Origin of the sequence: Methanohalobium sp. (assembly GCF_046546175.1) — an archaeon.
Classification (GTDB): Archaea; Halobacteriota; Methanosarcinia; order Methanosarcinales; family Methanosarcinaceae; genus Methanohalobium.
This window is the reverse complement of sequence record NZ_JBKGYF010000001.1, coordinates 13,552-30,268: the sequence shown is the minus strand read 5'-3', so window position 1 is coordinate 30,268 and position 16,717 is coordinate 13,552. Positions and strand designations below refer to the sequence as shown.

Below are 16,717 nucleotides of genomic sequence, written 5' to 3'. Positions count from 1 at the left end.
TAAAATGGATTACAATCAGGTAATGCAGGAAATGCGAAATCGTGCTTTAAAATGCGCAGATGAGATAAAGAAACATGATACAGTACATATTGTATCTCACATAGATGCAGATGGTTTGACATCGGCAGGTATCATCTGTAAAGCCCTCCAACGCAGAGATATTAACTACTCCACCCGTTTTTTAAAACAGCTGGATGAAAATGCCATAGAAGATATTGCCGGTGAAAACTATGACCTTGTGATATTTACAGACCTTGGAAGCGGGATGCTTGAGCATATAGTTTCAGCAGGAATCAATGCCGTGGTTTCAGACCATCACCAACCCAAAGGTGATACCCAGATAATACAAACCCATCTCAACCCGCATCTTTTTGGTGTAAACGGTTCGTCCGAGCTAAGTGGTTCCGGAACCACATATATCCTTGCATCAGTTCTTGGTAACAACCATGACCTGGCAGATCTGGCGATCGTAGGTGCTACTGGTGATTTCCAGCATTCAAAGAAAGGGTACCTTACAGGAATAAATCGATTGATACTTCGAGAAGGAGCTGAAAACGGTGTACTTCATTATAAAAAGGATTTAACACTTTTTGGCAAACAGACCAGACCTGTATTCAAATTGCTCCAGTTCTCATCTGACCCGTTCCTTCCAGGACTTACCGGTGATGAAGACGCATGTATTGAGTTTTTGCACAATCTCGGTATCCGGTTCAGAGGTGATGAGAGATGGAGACGGTGGGTCGATTGCACCCAGGACGAAAAACAGCGTATTGTTTCAGCACTTATGCAGCATTGTGTGCACTCAGGTGTTCCGTCCTACAAAATAGAAAGGCTTGTGTCTGAGGTATATGTCCTTTTAAAAGAACAAGAAGGTACAGAAATGCGTGATTCTTCAGAATTTTCCACACTTCTTAATGCTACAGCACGGTATGATCATGCAGATATTGGTCTTGCGGTCTGTATCGGTGACCGTGGTGAAGCCTACGAAAAAGCGAGCAAATTATTGAGCGAACACAGGCAAAATCTTGTTAACGGATTGATGTTTGTAAAGGAGAATGGTGTTGCAAAACTCAATAACCTTCAATACTTTGATTCAGGGTCGAATATAAAAGAGACTATAGTGGGAATAATTGCAGGCATGAGTACAACTGTTGTCGGTGACCGCTCATACCCAATAATCGGATTTGCAGATACCGATGACGGTGTAAAGGTATCAGCACGCGGAACACAGGACCTTCTAAGACAGGGATTGAATCTTTCTGAGGCTATATCCAGAACCTGTGATGAAGTCGGCGGTGCTGGTGGTGGGCATGATATTGCATCAGGCGCCACTATACCACATGAAGTAAAAGATGAATTTATAAAAAAGCTGGATGAAATTATAGGTACACAGATTGGAAGGTCAAAAAAGAATTCCTAATATTATTCATCAATCCAGACTTATATTTTTAATATCACTCATCTCTTCGATATCTATTACAGCAGACATTGCGTTTGTTTCAATAGGAATTCCGTGTTCTTTGACAATTGCCATCGGATTGGTACCGCCAATAACAACGATTCCGAGATGGTCTCTTTCAATTGGCACATCCAGAATCCGTCGATTTGGTTCCCCTACTTCCAGAATTCCGCTAAACCCCGCATCCATCATCTCTGAAAGAACATGGTCTATATCATATCTGGCAGCGATTGGCACTTCCCGCAGGTTCGCCAGTATTTTACCTGAACCGGTTCTTATCATCTGGGTTACTGATGTAATCTCTTGTGACATCAAAGCTTACAATGGGTCTATGGAAGTACTTGCATATGTCAGGACATCGGTAAAACGCACCGGTGATCCTTCTTCAATCTGGACCAGACCACCGAATTTTGGATTTACAATAATACCTTTTTTTAACAGTATACCATCGATTGTTATGCTACATACTGTAGCAAGACCTATTTTTTCTTCATCAACTGTTAAACTTCCGATGGTGTCCCCTTCATTGAGTATTTTTATAAAAGGGTTTACTGTCAACCCACTCATCATTGCTGTCTTGAAAATTTCAAGTACCCTGTTAAGATCCTGTTTGTTGATAAGAGAAATGTTGACTATTACATCACCTTTACCTGTTTTCAGATCATAGTTTGTCCTGAACATCAGGTCTTCAATCTTGGATAATGTAAATTGTACACGGTAATCCTTTTTATTTTCCTGTTTTTGCATTTAATTCCTCTCTTTATATCCTACATATATCAGCCTTGTATACCTTTGTGTTATCATCCAACCGGAACTATAAGCATTGATTATATTCCTATTATGTAGTTAAAATCGTCCATGAACTCTTGGGGTTTTTTAAGGAATCTCAACTTTCCAATCCCTGATACCAGATTATACATATCCTGACCTTCATTAAGACCGAATTTGGGATATTCAGTAGGAGATATATACCTTATCTGCGGAATTTCATAGTATTCCGGATTTTTGATGAAACCTGTATCAAGAAGATAATAAGCTCCTCCACTATGTCTTTTTATAGGGTCATAAATTGAAGAAAATTCACGGCATACCCAATTGGACATTTTTAGTGTTTTATCTGATGTATTGATTGTGATATGGCAGTAACCCGGTGGGATTATAACATAATCTCCTGCCTGTGCATTAATAACAACCACATCATAGACTTTACCACCTTCCATTTTTTGCAATAGGTAGGTACCGTGCCCTTCTAGAATTTGATACACTTCTGGATAAGAAACATCCGTACCTGGAACCTTGGGATGACAGTGACCTGCTGTTTTAACATATTCTCTACCTATCATCCTAGGGGGAATGACAGTGATATCGTATCTCAGGTTATGCTTTTTGATGGTTTCAAAATCATAATCATCTTTATAAATCTCACGATACATATAATACAGTTCAGGATTTCTTCGTATACTGACCTGGGACTTGTCATAAAGTACTTCACGCATATCATTTAACATTCTGACATCAGCAGTTCTGGTGATTCTGCCAAATTTAATCTCTTTAACCATGAATTACACTCCCGTTATCTGACCCTATTACCATTTAATCAGTTCATTAATCTATGCATAAGCAATATCGTTAACTTGAAAACTGTTGCAAATTTAATTTGGATGCGCTATGTTTTAAGTTTTACTATCTAATACATGAATGATTTAAGAATTCCACAATTATGATATAATCATTTTTGAAAGTATTGGGATATAAAAATTATTTGACCCCTTCTATAGAGCAGACATTTTCAGAAAAGCTTGTTAGATTAACAATTAACTCTTTTCGTTCTCAAAATAATCCACAATTCTTTGTGCAAGATTTTTACTGATACCTTCAACTTTCATCAGTTCTTTTACCGATGCATTCATTATACCATCAATCGAACCAAAGTACTCCAATAACGCACGTTTTTTTGCACCACCTATCCCCTGAATGCCGTCGAGTGCTGAATGAGTAAGTTTTGCAGTACGTTTTCTGCGGTGTGAAGAAACTGCAAATCGATGAGCTTCATCACGTATCCGCATGATCAGTTTTAAAGAATCCGATTTTTGAGAAAGAATTATTACCTCGTTATCCGGCGATATTATATGTTCATACTGTTTTGCAAGACCAATCATGGGTATATTACCCAGATTCAAACCTTCAAGGGATTTTTTTGCAGCACTGACCTGCCCGGGCCCCCCGTCGATAAGTATCAAATCAGGGAGTGGTTTGTTTTCATATAAAACCCGGCTGTATCTTCGATACACTACTTCAGATATCATTGCAAAATCATCGATGCCTTCCACATTTTTGATATTGAACTGCCGGTATTTGCTGTTAACAGGTGCACCGTTTTCAAATACCACCATCGAACCCACGGCATCTGTACCGGAAATATTGGAAATATCAAAAGCTTCTATATGATAGGGGAGTGTTTCAAGTAAAAGGTCAGATTTCAGTTTTTCAAGCACCTCATTTGTTTTTTGAGATTCCTGTTTCATTTGTGACTGTTTCATAGACATTTGAGCATTTCTGGCAGCAAGGTCAAGAATTCGTTTTTTATCACCCTTAAGAGGAACATGGATGTGAACATCCATCCCAGATTTGTGATACAGCCATTTTTTAATCAGGTCCCTTTCAGGGATATCATACTGCACTAGGATCTCAGGCGGAACAGGTGAATCCTGATAGTACTGTTTGATAAATCCGGACAATACCTCTGGAACCAATACTTCTCCATCACCCCTGTCCATTATAAATTCCGATCTGCCTACTATATTTCCGTTTCTGATATAGAACAACTGGACATAGACTGCATCTTCATCAGCAGCAGTTGCTATCACATCCCTCTCGTCTGTACCAGATATTACAACCTGTTGCTGAGTTAAGTTCTTAAGAGCTACAACCTGATCGCGTACTACACCTGCGGCTTCATATTCCTGATTGAGGGATAATTGCTGCATCTTCTCATCAAGGTCCTTTATTAGACCAGTACTTTCACCTTTTAAAAACCTGACAGCCGAATCCAATTCTTTTTTATATTCGGTTTCACTGACCGCACCTATACAGGGTCCAAGACAGCGTTTGATGTGGTAATTGAGGCATGGTCTTGACTGGTCTTTGTTTGCATCGATTTTTGTTTTACATTTTCTGATCTTGAAAATTCTAGAAATAATGTCAAGGGTTTTTCGTACTGCTCTGGTATTTGTATATGGTCCAAAATAGAGTGCATCATCCATCATCCTCCGGCGTGTCAGATAAATTCGAGGATATTTTGAATTGGTTACTTTGATGTAAGGATATCGTTTGTCATCTTTTAGGCGGACATTGTATCTGGGTTTATGTTTTTTTATCAGGCTGGCTTCAGTGATCAGTGCCTCTAATTCTGATTCTGTAACTATATACTCGACATCGTCAATGTGTTTTACAAGTGTCCTGGTTTTTGGAGAGTGGTACCTCTGAGACTGGAAATACTGGCTTACCCTCTTTTTAAGAGAACGTGCTTTCCCGATATAAATCACTGTATCTGATTTATCCTTCATCAGATACACACCGGGTAGGTCTGGAAATTGTGAAATATCAAAATTATAAGACATCTTTTTTATGCAGTTTTTTGCTGTTTTTTTAAAGCGATATTGTATCAGACAGTATTATTTGCGTCTGAAAATGTTTTATCAACTAATTTGGGATGAATGGTATCAAGGATTGTTTCAAGGTTTACTATATCTTCACGATTGTACTTAAGCAGTAAATCAAGGGCTCCTTCATCCCCTTTTTGATACCTGTCCCACAATACCACCGCGTAGAATCCTGAAATTTCTACCGTGTCATCACTCCTTGCAATACCAAGATTTTTCTCTATAGTTTTGAGACCACCTTTTAACCCGAGTTTTCGCAGCGGATACATCAAATCCACATGGAGTTGATTAAATTCCAGTTCTGGATACTCTTTTTTGATAAACGGAAGGTCAAAACAGGCTCCATTATACGTTACAATGAATTCGTATTTGTTCAACTCATCCTCTACATCATCGAGATTGATACCGTGTACAAATGACTTTACATGGTCTCCGTTGTATACACCTATCACTGTGATATGATCATCACTCTTGGAAAGACCGGTAGTTTCAATATCAACATAGGCAATGGAATTCGAAAAATTACGATAAGCCCTCCAGTGTTCTGAACCGGGTAATGTATTCGCAAAAAATTCAGAATCCCTGTTATCCAGCCGCTCCATTGATTCATCGATACCTTCCAGTATTACATTCCTCTTGGATCTAGGTATAGGAACTGTATCATGGTGCTTTATAAATTCGTTCCATGTTGTTATTCCTGATGCCCATATCTTATGTTCGGTCGATTTTCCGACTTTCGGGATGTGTATATAAGTACTTGTAAGCATAATCAACCCAAGTATAGATTTTTGAAGGCTTCCACCACCCGTTTGTTCTGGATATGCGTTCCTACTGTTACACGAATCAATGAATCTCCTGCATCTCTGAAAGATGTGCAGTCCCTGACAATAATTCCTTCCTCAAGCAGCCGCTCACATATCTCCTGAGCTTTTTGAGGTGCAACATCCACAAGTACAAAATTCGACTGTGAGTCATATACTTTAAAAGGTATATTGTCTTTAAGATATTTTCGTCCATTCCTTGCCAGTTCAACACTCTGTTTTAGGTGTCTGGTATCCGAGAGAGCAGCAATTCCTGATGTTATTGCCGGTCTACTCAAATTAAAAGGTGTGGATACTCTCATGTATTCGGATTTCAACCACTGCGGCATGATTCCGTATCCTATTCTCATACCAGCCAGGCCGAAAGCCTTTGAAAAGGTTCTACCTACAACAAGATTATCGTATTCAGTAACAAGGTCAGACATATTCCTGTATGCGAACTCTGCATAGGCTTCATCCACAAATACGAGACCTTTTGCGGATTCCGCAATACTGCGAAGTTCTCTTTCATCGATGAGGTTCCCGGATGGGTTGTTCGGTGAGCAGATAAAAATCATTTTGGTTCGGGATGATTCTGCTTCAAGTATGGATTCTGCTCCTACGTTAAAATCATTCCCCCTTTTCACAAAAACTGGTGATGCTCCGTTTGCACGTGCTGCGATTTCATAATAGGAAAACGTAGGAGTGGGAATTATAACTTCGTCACCCTTTGAAATAACAAGACGCATCAGATTATCCATCAAACCATCCATACCTGGTCCTGAAGCTACAAGATTTGATTCAGGAAATTCTGTATATTCAGAAAGCGCTTTTACAAGTTCACCTGCATCTGCAGATGGATACACACTTAGTTGGGAGTGTGCCCTGTGTCTTTCAAGTGCATCAACAGCCTCAGGTGATGGACCAAGCGGATTCTCATTCGAACCCAGTTTTATGATTGCATCAGGGTTAAGGCCATAGGACAATGCTATCTCGTCAATGGATTTTCCGGGCACATATTCTGATATCTCTTCAATACCGTTTTTAATGAGTTCACGCCTGCTCAATAATATCCACCACCCTATCTATCTGCTCTCTGGTTATAACAAGTGGAGGTACAAGACGCAGTACCGAATCCGATGTACAGTTTAAAAGCACCCCATTCTCACGTGCATAATTCAAAATGTCTTTACAACCAGATTTCAACTCTACACCAATCATAAGACCCTGTCCACGTACATCTACTACATCCTCACGTGAGAGACTTTTAAGACGTTCTACAAAATAATCCCCGAGTTCCTTTGAATGCTGTACCAGTGATTCTTCTTCGATGGCTTTTATAGCTCCAAGGGATGCTGCACAGGCAAGTGGATTACCTCCGAATGTTGATGCATGTTCACCTTTATCAAAGGTAATTCCTTTTTTTGATGCAATCGCACCCATAGGAAAGCCTCCACCCATTGCTTTTGCCATCGCCATTATATCAGGCTGCACACCGGAATGCTGTTTACAGAACCATTCACCGGTTCTTCCAAAACCTGTCTGTACTTCATCAAATATTAAAAGTGTATCTGTATCATCGCATATCTTTCGTACTTCTCTGAGATAATCACCAGATGGAATGTTTACCCCGCCTTCACCCTGTATGGGTTCAATTATAACCGCTGCTGTGTTTTTAGTTATTGATTCGGCAATAGCCTGCGAATCATTATAAGGAACAAAAGTAGCACCCTGTATTAAAGGGGTAAATGGTCTCCTGAATTTTTCTTTATGAGTTACACTGAGTGAACCCATGGTACGTCCATGGAATGACTGTTCGGTTGCAACAAAATCCGTTTTATTCGATACCGACCTGGCAAGTTTCATTGCGGATTCTATTGCTTCAGCCCCTGAATTACAGAAGAAAATGCGGTCCATTTCTGTAAGTTCAACCAATTTTTCAGCAAGTTCAGTCTGGATTTCTGTATAGTACAGGTTTGATACATGAATCAACTGTTCAGCCTGTTTTTTTATCGCATGTACAACATATGGATGGCAGTGTCCTACATTATTTACCGCAATACCTGCCAGACAATCTATATACTGGTTTCCATCCACATCATAAACAACCGCACCATCTCCTCTTTTTAATGCTATGGGTTGACGGGTGTAATTCTGCATCACATATTTTTCATCCTTACTAACTATTGATTCGTATATTTCTGACCGGGGCAATATTTCTCCCTCAACTGAATCCTATTAAATACAAGTAGACTAGTTAACTTAATTTTTTAAGTATAATCAAAGTTCATTTAATGAGCAATCTAATCCCTTAATACTGAATTTATTAATCCTATCAAATATATTAAGTTGCTGTATAATGGGGATGTTATATTGAATTAATGGTCATAATCACAATTTTGTTGTTAGGTTCTTTCCTAACAAGAAGAATGATTTCATAAAGTTATAAGCAGGATTTATATCTGGTGGTAAATATGAAACCTAACTTAAAAAAAGCAATTCTAATAATGGGCATGATTGCAGTACTTATAATTGCGGTACCTGCTTAGGTATATGGAGTGAACGGGGATTCAAATGAGAACTACCTAATCTATGATTCAAATCAGGGAAGTATAGTAGAGAAGGACATCAGACTTGAACTTAATAGTGGTGTCCAATGGATTGAACTTGAAGACCTTAAAAACTTGAAAAATGTCAATCCAGATTCCATAAAAGTTGAACCTGAAAACATGAATGCGGATGAAGTAATGGGTATCAAAACAAGTGTTGGAGACGATTTGAGAAACAACATCGGTAAACAAATCGAAATCGAACTCACTTCCGGAAAAACTGTTACAGGCATTCTTCTAAGAATTGAAAATAACTATCCTTCAGGCTATCTGGTTTTGGAAAATGAAGACGGTGTATTCTACATTACTGAAAACAATATCAATCAGATAAAAACAACAAATCAAACAGGTACAAAAGTTATGGCAAAGATTGATGCTACAAGGAGTGGAACTCATGATTTCCAGCTCAGGTACCAGATAGATGGTATCACATGGGATGCGTCCTACAACCTGTACATGAAGGATTCGGATAGAAGCAACAGGTTCAGTGGAGACATGATTATCAAAAACCCCAGCAATAAAAACTTCGATGGAAACTTCTATTTGATTTCAGGTCAGGTTATGAACAGATATGTTGGTTTTGCTGAAAGTCCTATGATGGACGAATTCGAAAGGTCAATTTCTGAAACCCAAAAAGTAGGCAGAATGTACCTGTACGACCTCGGACATCTGACACTGGACCAGCACTCCCAACAGTCCACCAAATATCTGGATCAAAGAATCGATTCAAAAACCGAATATCTATACACAACATTTAGGCAAAGTGGAAACGAAAATGTCCAGCAGTTATTGTCCTTTACAAATGATAACGAACCACTGCCAAAAGGTACTGTAAATGTATATAAGGAAAAAGACGGTTTACAGGTAATGATTGGTCAGAGTTCAATTGACAGAACTCCTGCTGGTGCAGAGGTTGAAATCAACCTGGGTAATACCTTTGATCTAAAGGGTGAGACAAGAATTCTTGAAGAAAACAAGAAAGAAAATAACATCACTAGAGCCGGTGAAATCACCATTACAAACTTTGACAGAAGCCCAAAAACTGTTACCGTCCATTACATGTGGGTATTTGGCGAACTGCTGAATTCCAATATTGATACCGTTGACAGAACTGCAGATTATATTGAATGGAAAGTCAATGTAGGAGCAAACAGTGAGAGAACCATAGAATTTGAAGTTGCAGAAGAAATCAAAGAAACAACAGTTAAAGGGTCTAAAGCCTCCGCTGAAAAAGAGATTTCACCTGGAAATTAATGAGATGAGACTTTTACCTCATCTTATCCTATTTGTTTTTTTTACTCAACCAGTGGGGAGCTTCTTGTTTTGAAATACCAGATTGCGACAGAAAGCATTACTACTGCAACACCCAGTAAAATAACTGTATCCCATGGTATAATAGAAAATAAATCTTCTAGTGGAGGTGCAGGAGCATTTTCAGAGGCTTCTCTGGATTCTTCATCCATTGGCATCATTTCAGTTCCAGTCTGGAAAGGACTGAAATACCTGAACAATTGAACAAACCCGGTAATAAACGCCACAACAGATGTTGCAAGTAATATCTTGATTCTTATGTCTGATTTTGGCTCTAAAAGATTCCTGCTTTTATCTGTTAACCGGTAGTAGACCCACTTTTCTCCACGATTTTCTTTATCAATCAAACCGGATTCTTCAAGTTTTTTTAAATGTTCGATAAGTGTAGGTTTGGATAACTGCATTTTTTCAGCAAGATCAGTAACCCGCATGTTATTTTTGTTGAGATTTTTGATGATTTCAATGCGGGTATCAGAAGCCAGTGCCTTGAATGATGATTTATCTAGTTCTACTCGATCCATATTTGATTCATCGTTACATAAACAAAAAAGTTAATAAAACTTTTGTAAAGCATATCACAATTAGTCAGATATCCAGTTTGATAAGTTCCTTTTTATCAGATTCTACCTCTTTTTCATCACCCATATTTTCTACTTCATCTTCACGCTCAAAACTGAGCCCACTAGGTGCTCTCATCAGACCATCCACAAGTGCACTCTCATGAATATGAATGGTGTTGGCACTCACTTCACCAAGTATATGGGTTCTTTCATCAATGGTTACATCACCTTTGGAAACAATATTGCCATGGATACTGTCATTCTTCCCTATGGTTATATCATTGCGGGTACGTATACTGCCATAGAGTGTTGTATTATCACCCATTTCAAGGGATGATGACCGGATATTCCCGATTAACCGGCAATTATTTCCTATAATGGCATGTGCAGGTACATGTATGGAATCCACTGAGATTCTGGAACTGTTTGGTACAACCATTGCACCGGATTTCATTGATTCTTCAAGCTCATCATCGGTAAAGAGGTCTTCAAGCGCCTTTTCAACCTCTTCATCTTTCCCAAGTCTGAGAAGTTCACTGATGTACAAGAACAGGTATACCATGACAGGTATTGGATTCCTGACAAGTATCCAGCCCTTTGCCACGAATCCGTCATTGATTTTTACATTGTTTCCAACATCAAGGTCGCCATTAACCATCAGTTTACCATCTATTGACACAAGTTCTCCTATATAGGCATTGGATTCGGTTTTTACATTTCCACCTATTTTGGACCAAGTGTCAATCCTGACATCTGATGTGGAGGATATATCACCTGATACCTGAACACTTTCACCTAATATCACAGAGTTTGCTATTATTCCGTAATTGAGACTGGAATGATTACCTACGATGGCTCCTCCATCCACAACTATGTTGTGCTCTTCCATTTTTGTATTATCAGGGATTACAAAATTATTCAGGAAATCGTCTTTTGTATCGGTGATTGTTTCACTCTCCAGAATCAGGATACTTGCCAATCCATTCAATTACTCATTTTAGTGTTGAAAACTATAAATTACACAATTCTATTCTATACAGACTATAATATTAGATAATATATATAGATTTATTAATATTATTCATTACTCCTGGATACCTGTTCTTACATCAACAGCGCTGCCTCTTTCTATAGTATGAATTTCTTCAGGTGATAATAGAAGTTGCCCCGTTGCCAGTAGATTGTCGGATTCATCTACAACAAGTACCTCTTCACCTGCACGAAGTTCAGGGTCTATTTCAATAACATGTTTGGCAAATGCTGTTTTTCCTCTGGAAACAAAAGGAACAGATTCCTCACAGACCACTACCCTTTGACCTGGTTTTGAAATGTACCCATGGACAATTTCTGCTCCTTTAATACTCAATGTCAGCACCCCATCACTGGCTCTGATTGTTGCGATTCTTTCGCCATCATGCAGAATCTGTCTTATCCGTCTGGTTCTGGATAATAAAAAAGATACATCATCAGTAAAAAGTTGTTTACCACAACCTTTACCAAACTGATAATCCGCCATTATTTGAACCGTTGATAATTTTTTTGGCTTGTTTCCCATGGGTTTTTAAATATAGTGTGAATACTATAAGTTTGGCGGTCATAAATAGTATCTAAATGAAAATAAATTCCTTAAGTATTGAACAACTTTAAATATAATAATAAACTACTCAATATTTGAGGAAACGGAAATTGCTTGCATATAAAATTACAGTTACCAAGCAAACCATTCATCCCCTCTAAAAACAAAACCGTTTCCTCCATCCTACTTTTTTTAACCTTTGATAACACCAACAGGACTTAGCCGGGCTACTTTTCTGGCTATTCCCACATCATGGACCACATCAACCACTTCACTACTGGACTTATACGCTTCAGGTGCTTCTTCAGAAATCATCTTAGGATTTGCCACTTTAACTGTAATCCCCATTGACTCGAGACGTTTCTGTATCCCTTCACTTGACAATTCCTTTTTCGCATGTTTGCGACTCATGAGGCGACCTGAACCATGGCAGGCACTGCCAAAAGAGATATCCATTGAATCTTTTGTTCCGTGCAGTACAAAGGATGGTGTGCCCATACTGCCTGGAATTAGTACAGGTTGTCCAGATTTTTGATAGTCTTTTGGTAACTCCGGATGATATGGAGGAAATGCGCGAGTAGCTCCCTTACGGTGCACATAAACCTGTTTTCTTTCCCCATTGATTGTATGTTCTTCAAGTTTGGCAACATTATGTGCCACATCATAAACAAGGTTTATATCAAGGTCATTACCGAATATATTCTCAAAAACTTCCCTTGTCCAGTGGGTAATTACCTGTCTGTTAGTCCATGCATAATTGGCTGCACAAGCCATTGCCTTGAAGTAATTCTGCGCTTCTCTAGAGTTTGCGGGTGCACATGCCAGCTGTTTGTCCGGTAAATCGATTCCATACCTTTTTACCGCCTGTGTTAATTCACGAAGATGATCAGAACATATCTGATGACCTGCACCCCTTGAACCGCAGTGTATAGAAACTGTTATCTGTCCTTCCTCAAGGCCGAAATCCGATGCAATATTCTCATCATAGATTTTATCCACACACTGGACTTCCAGGAAATGATTGCCGCTTCCTAATGTACCTAGTTGAGGTTTCCCGCGTTTGCGTGCCTCTTTGCTCACTTGTGACGGGTCAGCCCCTTCAATCAAACCCTTTCCTTCACAGTGATCTACATCAGCTTTTACTCCATATCCGTTCTCAATCGCCCATTGTGAACCCTTAACAAATACATCATCCAGTTCGGCATCTGATACACGAAGCTTGGCTTTTGACCCTAGACCCGAAGGAATCTTGTTGAACAAATCATTGACAAGCCGTTTCATTTGCGGTCGGACATCATCCATCTGTAAACTGGTGCTAAGAAGCCTTACACCGCAGTTTATATCAAAACCCACTCCACCAGGACTGATAACTCCTTCGTCTTTATCAAAAGCAGCGACCCCTCCAATAGGAAATCCATATCCAAGATGAGCATCAGGCATTGCCATCGAATAATTTTGTATACCCGGTAGAGATGCAACATTTGCTACCTGGTCCAGTGTTTCTTTTTCCAAATCCTCCAGCAATTCACTGGATATAAACACACGTCCTGGTACTTTCATAATTGATTTATAACCAATTGGTATATCCCATATATTATCATCGACTTTTTTAAGTATTTGATAAACTTCACTGTCTTTAATATCATCACCTTTCATTTGTACCGCCCCAGAAATATTAAAAATTGTTATTCAGACAAAATCCAATAATAACCTATATCCTCATTGATCGTGATTAGATATCCACTAATACCTGTAAAGTCCATCCATTGGGACCTTCTTTGACTTCCAATTGATTGTAGGTAACTGCTTTTACTTCAGTATCAACTTCATGTTTTTCCAGGTCCAAAATTTCCCCAAAAATCCGGGCTGATAACAGGTACTTGTTCCCCTGTTTTTTAATCGAATCTACATCAAATTTTGAATAAACTACCTGATTCACATCAAACAAATACAATAATTCAGATAACCAGTCAACCAGTAAAGTATCCAGATCTGGAGACTCTATATCTATTGATTCTGATATTATATCAGAGACATTACCTGTATTGACCATTACATTAAACATTGCAAGTGCTGCATTTTCAAAAGCCTCTTCCAGAGTATTTCCATATGCCCTGAATTGTGCATCTGCCGTATGTTCCAGAAACTCATACCTTTGATTGCCATGATGAGACATATAATATAAGATTGATGATTGTGCTACATTAAATTAACCGATAATTAACTTCTAACAGGCGTTTTTATAAATTGACAACAAATCATAGTTGTTTCCAGATATGGTATATTCTCTGAATAGCAGTAATATGACTTGCTACAGCAATCACCATAATCACCCATCCAAGTAATGAAAATCCATAGATAAGAGATGGATACGCAAAATATAACAGTGAACCGGCAATAATTAAAACAAGTCTGTCTGCTCTGCCCATAATCCCGCCGTAATACCTGCCTATATCCAACGCCTGTGCCTGGGTACCAAGATAACTTGTCAATAACACTCCAATGATTGCAACCAACCCTATCTGCCAGTGAATATGACCTGCCAGAAATATACTGCAGATTATAACTATATCAGAATACCGGTCAATAACATGGTCCAGAAAATCCCCTTTTAAACTATCGGTTTGCATATATCTTGCCATAATTCCGTCCATGGCGTCAAGGATTGAATTAAAAGCCACAAACAATCCGGCTATCAATACATATATCGGGTTTGCATAGGAATAATAAAAGAATACTCCTGCGATTACCGCAAGTATAAGTGATAAAAATGATACAGTGTTGGGTGACAAACCTGTACTTGATGCCGCTCTTGCAACTGGTTCTATAAACTTTGAAGCCAATGGTCTCAGTGAATCGGATGTCATCAGTAGTCACATATACAAATTGGTTATTGCTGGATACTATTGAAAATAAATATTTAAATTCAATTGTTTATTTTTTAGCCATATCATACCAGTATTTAATTTTACAGGAATGTTCTATCTGGGTTGTTGTTACATAGGCATCATCCAGAATTTTCCCTGTTGCAAAGGTTCCGTGGCTGTAGACGATTAATCCTTTGAACTTACCAAGTGCCTGCGCAGTGTTATAAGCAAGTTCCTGGGTACCGATATCACCTTTTACAACAGGTATCTCACCAAGAAAATATTTACCCTCACTGTCAACCGGTACTATTGAGCCTGTATCAACAAGCAATGATTGTGTAACCGCAAAAATACAGTGTGCATGGATTATTGCGAGTGCGGATGTTTTTTTGTAGATCTCTCGATGAACAATTGATTCAGATGATGCGATTATGTCCATACTGCAGGGATTATCAACATCAATTTCTACCACATTACTTTCTGTTACCTCATCCAGCGGACAACCGCTTCTTGTAATCAGCATCTTGCTACCGACACGGACACTGATGTTTCCAAAATGAGACTCCACCAGCCCGTGCTCTACAAGTTTCTTACCTATTCGGGATATTTCCTGCCACATATTTCTCAAGTTTGTTTCGATTCATCCATAACATTTATCTGTAATGATTGTCTGTATGATAGTTCGCTTCAATAAAAATATATGCCTCGGTAGCTCAGCCCGGAGGAGCGAGTGATTTGTAATCACTAGGTCGCGAGTTCGAATCTCGCCCGGGGCTCTATTCTTGCAGTTTGCTTCGTCTTATCCTGTTTATGAAGGTTTAATATCAACCAGATAAATTGATTAATATTTCGAATTTCATTTTTATCTTCTATCTGTGTCTTAATTGAGCAACAACATAAAACAACCTATAAAATATAAATAATAATTATGTTAATCTAAAATTGATAATTTATATAATCTGTAACATGGAGAAAAATGGTACTAGAAAATTATTTCCCTGATTGGTTGTTGAAAAACCTTCAAAGTATTATATTCATATTTGCTGTTATTATAGCAAGTTACATAATAGCAAAAGTTGTGGACAGGGCACTTAAAACCTATTTTCATATTGTAAGTAAAAAAATAGATGTTGATGAAACCATCTATAATCTTGTCCGACGTATCTGTGTTGCTTTAATCTATTTTGCAGGTCTTGTAATAATCATTTTGAGTGTACCAACTCTCCGAGACATTTCCCTTGCCCTTTTTGCAGGTGCAGGATTTGCAGGAATAGTCGTCGGTATGGCAGCCCAGAGTACCTTATCAAACGTTATCGCAGGAATTTCTCTTGCAGCGTATAGACCGTTCAGAGTGGGAGACCGTGTCACCATAAATAACGAATACGGCGAGGTATCTGATATCACGCTCGGGCATACGGTTGTGGCTACATGGGACAACCGCAGACTCATTATACCAAACCATATAATCAGTGACCAGTCAATAATCAACTGGACGATTGAAGATACCAGAGTAATCTGGCCAATTGATATGGGTATCAGTTATGATTCCGACATCGATTATGCCAAATCATTGATGATTGAAGAAGCAAAAAAACATCCCAATGTGATGAAATATGATGACTTAAATAGATACCACCCTAAAACCAGCAAAGGAGAAGGAATAGAAGTTTACGTCACCGAATGTGGTGATTTTGCTGTGAACTTACGACTTTTTGTGTGGATCATCAGCAGGAATATTGCTTACACCACCGGATGCGAAATAAGAGAAGCCATAAAGAAAAGGTTTGATGCAGAAGGAATCGAGATACCGTTCCCATACCGTACCATTGTTTACAAAAAAGATATTATGCAGGAAAATGAATAATTATATAGG

The 16,717-nt window shown here is 38.6% G+C and carries 15 protein-coding genes, 1 tRNA gene and 1 pseudogene; 4 read left to right on the top strand and 13 right to left on the bottom strand.

Annotated elements, in window-relative coordinates; genetic code table 11:
• Positions 1-4 precede the first annotated feature (4 nt).
• Positions 5-1,420 (top strand): DHHA1 domain-containing protein, encoded by a 1,416-nt coding sequence (locus ACLFMM_RS00150; protein ID WP_410806685.1) that lies wholly within the window; start codon positions 5-7, stop codon positions 1,418-1,420.
• Positions 1,421-1,429: 9 nt separating this feature from the next.
• On the opposite strand, the pseudogene ACLFMM_RS00145 reads toward ACLFMM_RS00150, so the two are convergent.
• The 6 genes and pseudogenes from ACLFMM_RS00145 to ACLFMM_RS00120 form a co-directional block, all read right to left on the bottom strand.
• Positions 1,430-2,206 (bottom strand): annotated as a pseudogene (locus ACLFMM_RS00145) (DUF128 domain-containing protein).
• An 80-nt stretch (positions 2,207-2,286) separates the two neighbouring features.
• Positions 2,287-3,018 carry a glucose-6-phosphate isomerase family protein gene (locus ACLFMM_RS00140; RefSeq protein ID WP_410806684.1) on the bottom strand — a complete coding sequence of 244 codons (732 nt, stop codon included), beginning with the start codon at positions 3,016-3,018 and terminating at the stop codon, positions 2,287-2,289.
• Between the two features lie 255 nt (positions 3,019-3,273).
• Positions 3,274-5,079 carry an excinuclease ABC subunit UvrC gene (uvrC, locus tag ACLFMM_RS00135; protein ID WP_410806683.1) on the bottom strand — a complete coding sequence of 602 codons (1,806 nt, stop codon included), beginning with the start codon at positions 5,077-5,079 and terminating at the stop codon, positions 3,274-3,276.
• 44 nt (positions 5,080-5,123) lie between these two features.
• Complete coding sequence (locus ACLFMM_RS00130; RefSeq protein ID WP_410806682.1) at positions 5,124-5,888, bottom strand: ribonuclease H-like domain-containing protein; 765 nt, start codon at positions 5,886-5,888, stop codon at positions 5,124-5,126.
• A gap of 2 nt (positions 5,889-5,890) precedes the next feature.
• On the bottom strand, positions 5,891-6,988 hold the full coding sequence (gene hisC, locus ACLFMM_RS00125; protein WP_410806681.1) for a histidinol-phosphate transaminase: 1,098 nt from the start codon (positions 6,986-6,988) through the stop codon (positions 5,891-5,893).
• Positions 6,975-8,081: an acetylornithine transaminase gene (locus tag ACLFMM_RS00120; RefSeq protein ID WP_410806712.1), complete on the bottom strand. Its 1,107-nt coding sequence runs from the start codon at positions 8,079-8,081 to the stop codon at positions 6,975-6,977. Before ACLFMM_RS00120 ends, hisC begins: the two co-directional genes overlap by 14 nt.
• Before the next feature lie 398 nt (positions 8,082-8,479).
• On the opposite strand from ACLFMM_RS00120, the gene ACLFMM_RS00115 reads away from it, so the two are divergent.
• Entirely contained in the window at positions 8,480-9,784 is a 1,305-nt protein-coding gene (locus ACLFMM_RS00115) for a DUF4139 domain-containing protein (RefSeq protein WP_410806680.1), read from the top strand.
• A 41-nt stretch (positions 9,785-9,825) separates the two neighbouring features.
• Here ACLFMM_RS00115 and ACLFMM_RS00110 read toward each other — a convergent pair whose 3' ends face one another.
• The 7 genes from ACLFMM_RS00110 to ACLFMM_RS00080 all read right to left on the bottom strand — a co-directional run bounded on the left by ACLFMM_RS00110 (position 9,826) and on the right by ACLFMM_RS00080 (position 15,463).
• Complete coding sequence (locus ACLFMM_RS00110) at positions 9,826-10,362, bottom strand: winged helix-turn-helix domain-containing protein (RefSeq protein ID WP_410806679.1); 537 nt, start codon at positions 10,360-10,362, stop codon at positions 9,826-9,828.
• Positions 10,363-10,426: 64 nt separating this feature from the next.
• On the bottom strand, positions 10,427-11,389 hold the full coding sequence (locus ACLFMM_RS00105; RefSeq protein ID WP_410806678.1) for an acyltransferase: 963 nt from the start codon (positions 11,387-11,389) through the stop codon (positions 10,427-10,429).
• Between the two features lie 96 nt (positions 11,390-11,485).
• The gene (locus ACLFMM_RS00100; protein WP_410806677.1) at positions 11,486-11,956 is read right to left on the bottom strand and encodes a PUA domain-containing protein; all 471 of its coding nucleotides are present in this window, start codon (positions 11,954-11,956) and stop codon (positions 11,486-11,488) included.
• Between the two features lie 213 nt (positions 11,957-12,169).
• Positions 12,170-13,633 (bottom strand): RtcB family protein, encoded by a 1,464-nt coding sequence (locus ACLFMM_RS00095; RefSeq protein WP_410806676.1) that lies wholly within the window; start codon positions 13,631-13,633, stop codon positions 12,170-12,172.
• Positions 13,634-13,709: 76 nt separating this feature from the next.
• A complete protein-coding gene (locus ACLFMM_RS00090; protein ID WP_410806675.1) occupies positions 13,710-14,153 on the bottom strand; it encodes an archease in 444 nt (147 codons plus the stop codon).
• An 82-nt stretch (positions 14,154-14,235) separates the two neighbouring features.
• Positions 14,236-14,844 carry a CDP-alcohol phosphatidyltransferase family protein gene (locus ACLFMM_RS00085; RefSeq protein WP_410806674.1) on the bottom strand — a complete coding sequence of 203 codons (609 nt, stop codon included), beginning with the start codon at positions 14,842-14,844 and terminating at the stop codon, positions 14,236-14,238.
• 67 nt (positions 14,845-14,911) lie between these two features.
• Positions 14,912-15,463 (bottom strand): aldolase, encoded by a 552-nt coding sequence (locus ACLFMM_RS00080; RefSeq protein ID WP_410806711.1) that lies wholly within the window; start codon positions 15,461-15,463, stop codon positions 14,912-14,914.
• Between the two features lie 83 nt (positions 15,464-15,546).
• On the opposite strand from ACLFMM_RS00080, the gene ACLFMM_RS00075 reads away from it, so the two are divergent.
• Positions 15,547-15,620, top strand: a tRNA-Thr gene (locus ACLFMM_RS00075).
• A gap of 200 nt (positions 15,621-15,820) precedes the next feature.
• Complete coding sequence (locus ACLFMM_RS00070) at positions 15,821-16,708, top strand: mechanosensitive ion channel family protein (protein ID WP_410806673.1); 888 nt, start codon at positions 15,821-15,823, stop codon at positions 16,706-16,708.
• Positions 16,709-16,717: the final 9 nt, after the last annotated feature.

Coding starts and splice junctions, on each gene's coding strand:
- ACLFMM_RS00150 (WP_410806685.1), top strand. CDS start 5: ATGGATTACAATCAGGTAATGCAGGAAATGCGAAATCGTGCTTTAAAA.
- ACLFMM_RS00140 (WP_410806684.1), bottom strand. CDS start 3,018: ATGGTTAAAGAGATTAAATTTGGCAGAATCACCAGAACTGCTGATGTC.
- uvrC (WP_410806683.1), bottom strand. CDS start 5,079: ATGTCTTATAATTTTGATATTTCACAATTTCCAGACCTACCCGGTGTG.
- ACLFMM_RS00130 (WP_410806682.1), bottom strand. CDS start 5,888: ATGCTTACAAGTACTTATATACACATCCCGAAAGTCGGAAAATCGACC.
- ACLFMM_RS00120 (WP_410806712.1), bottom strand. CDS start 8,081: ATGCAGAATTACACCCGTCAACCCATAGCATTAAAAAGAGGAGATGGT.
- ACLFMM_RS00110 (WP_410806679.1), bottom strand. CDS start 10,362: ATGGATCGAGTAGAACTAGATAAATCATCATTCAAGGCACTGGCTTCT.
- ACLFMM_RS00100 (WP_410806677.1), bottom strand. CDS start 11,956: ATGGGAAACAAGCCAAAAAAATTATCAACGGTTCAAATAATGGCGGAT.
- ACLFMM_RS00095 (WP_410806676.1), bottom strand. CDS start 13,633: ATGAAAGGTGATGATATTAAAGACAGTGAAGTTTATCAAATACTTAAA.
- ACLFMM_RS00090 (WP_410806675.1), bottom strand. CDS start 14,153: ATGTCTCATCATGGCAATCAAAGGTATGAGTTTCTGGAACATACGGCA.
- ACLFMM_RS00085 (WP_410806674.1), bottom strand. CDS start 14,844: ATGACATCCGATTCACTGAGACCATTGGCTTCAAAGTTTATAGAACCA.
- ACLFMM_RS00080 (WP_410806711.1), bottom strand. CDS start 15,463: ATGTGGCAGGAAATATCCCGAATAGGTAAGAAACTTGTAGAGCACGGG.
- ACLFMM_RS00070 (WP_410806673.1), top strand. CDS start 15,821: ATGGTACTAGAAAATTATTTCCCTGATTGGTTGTTGAAAAACCTTCAA.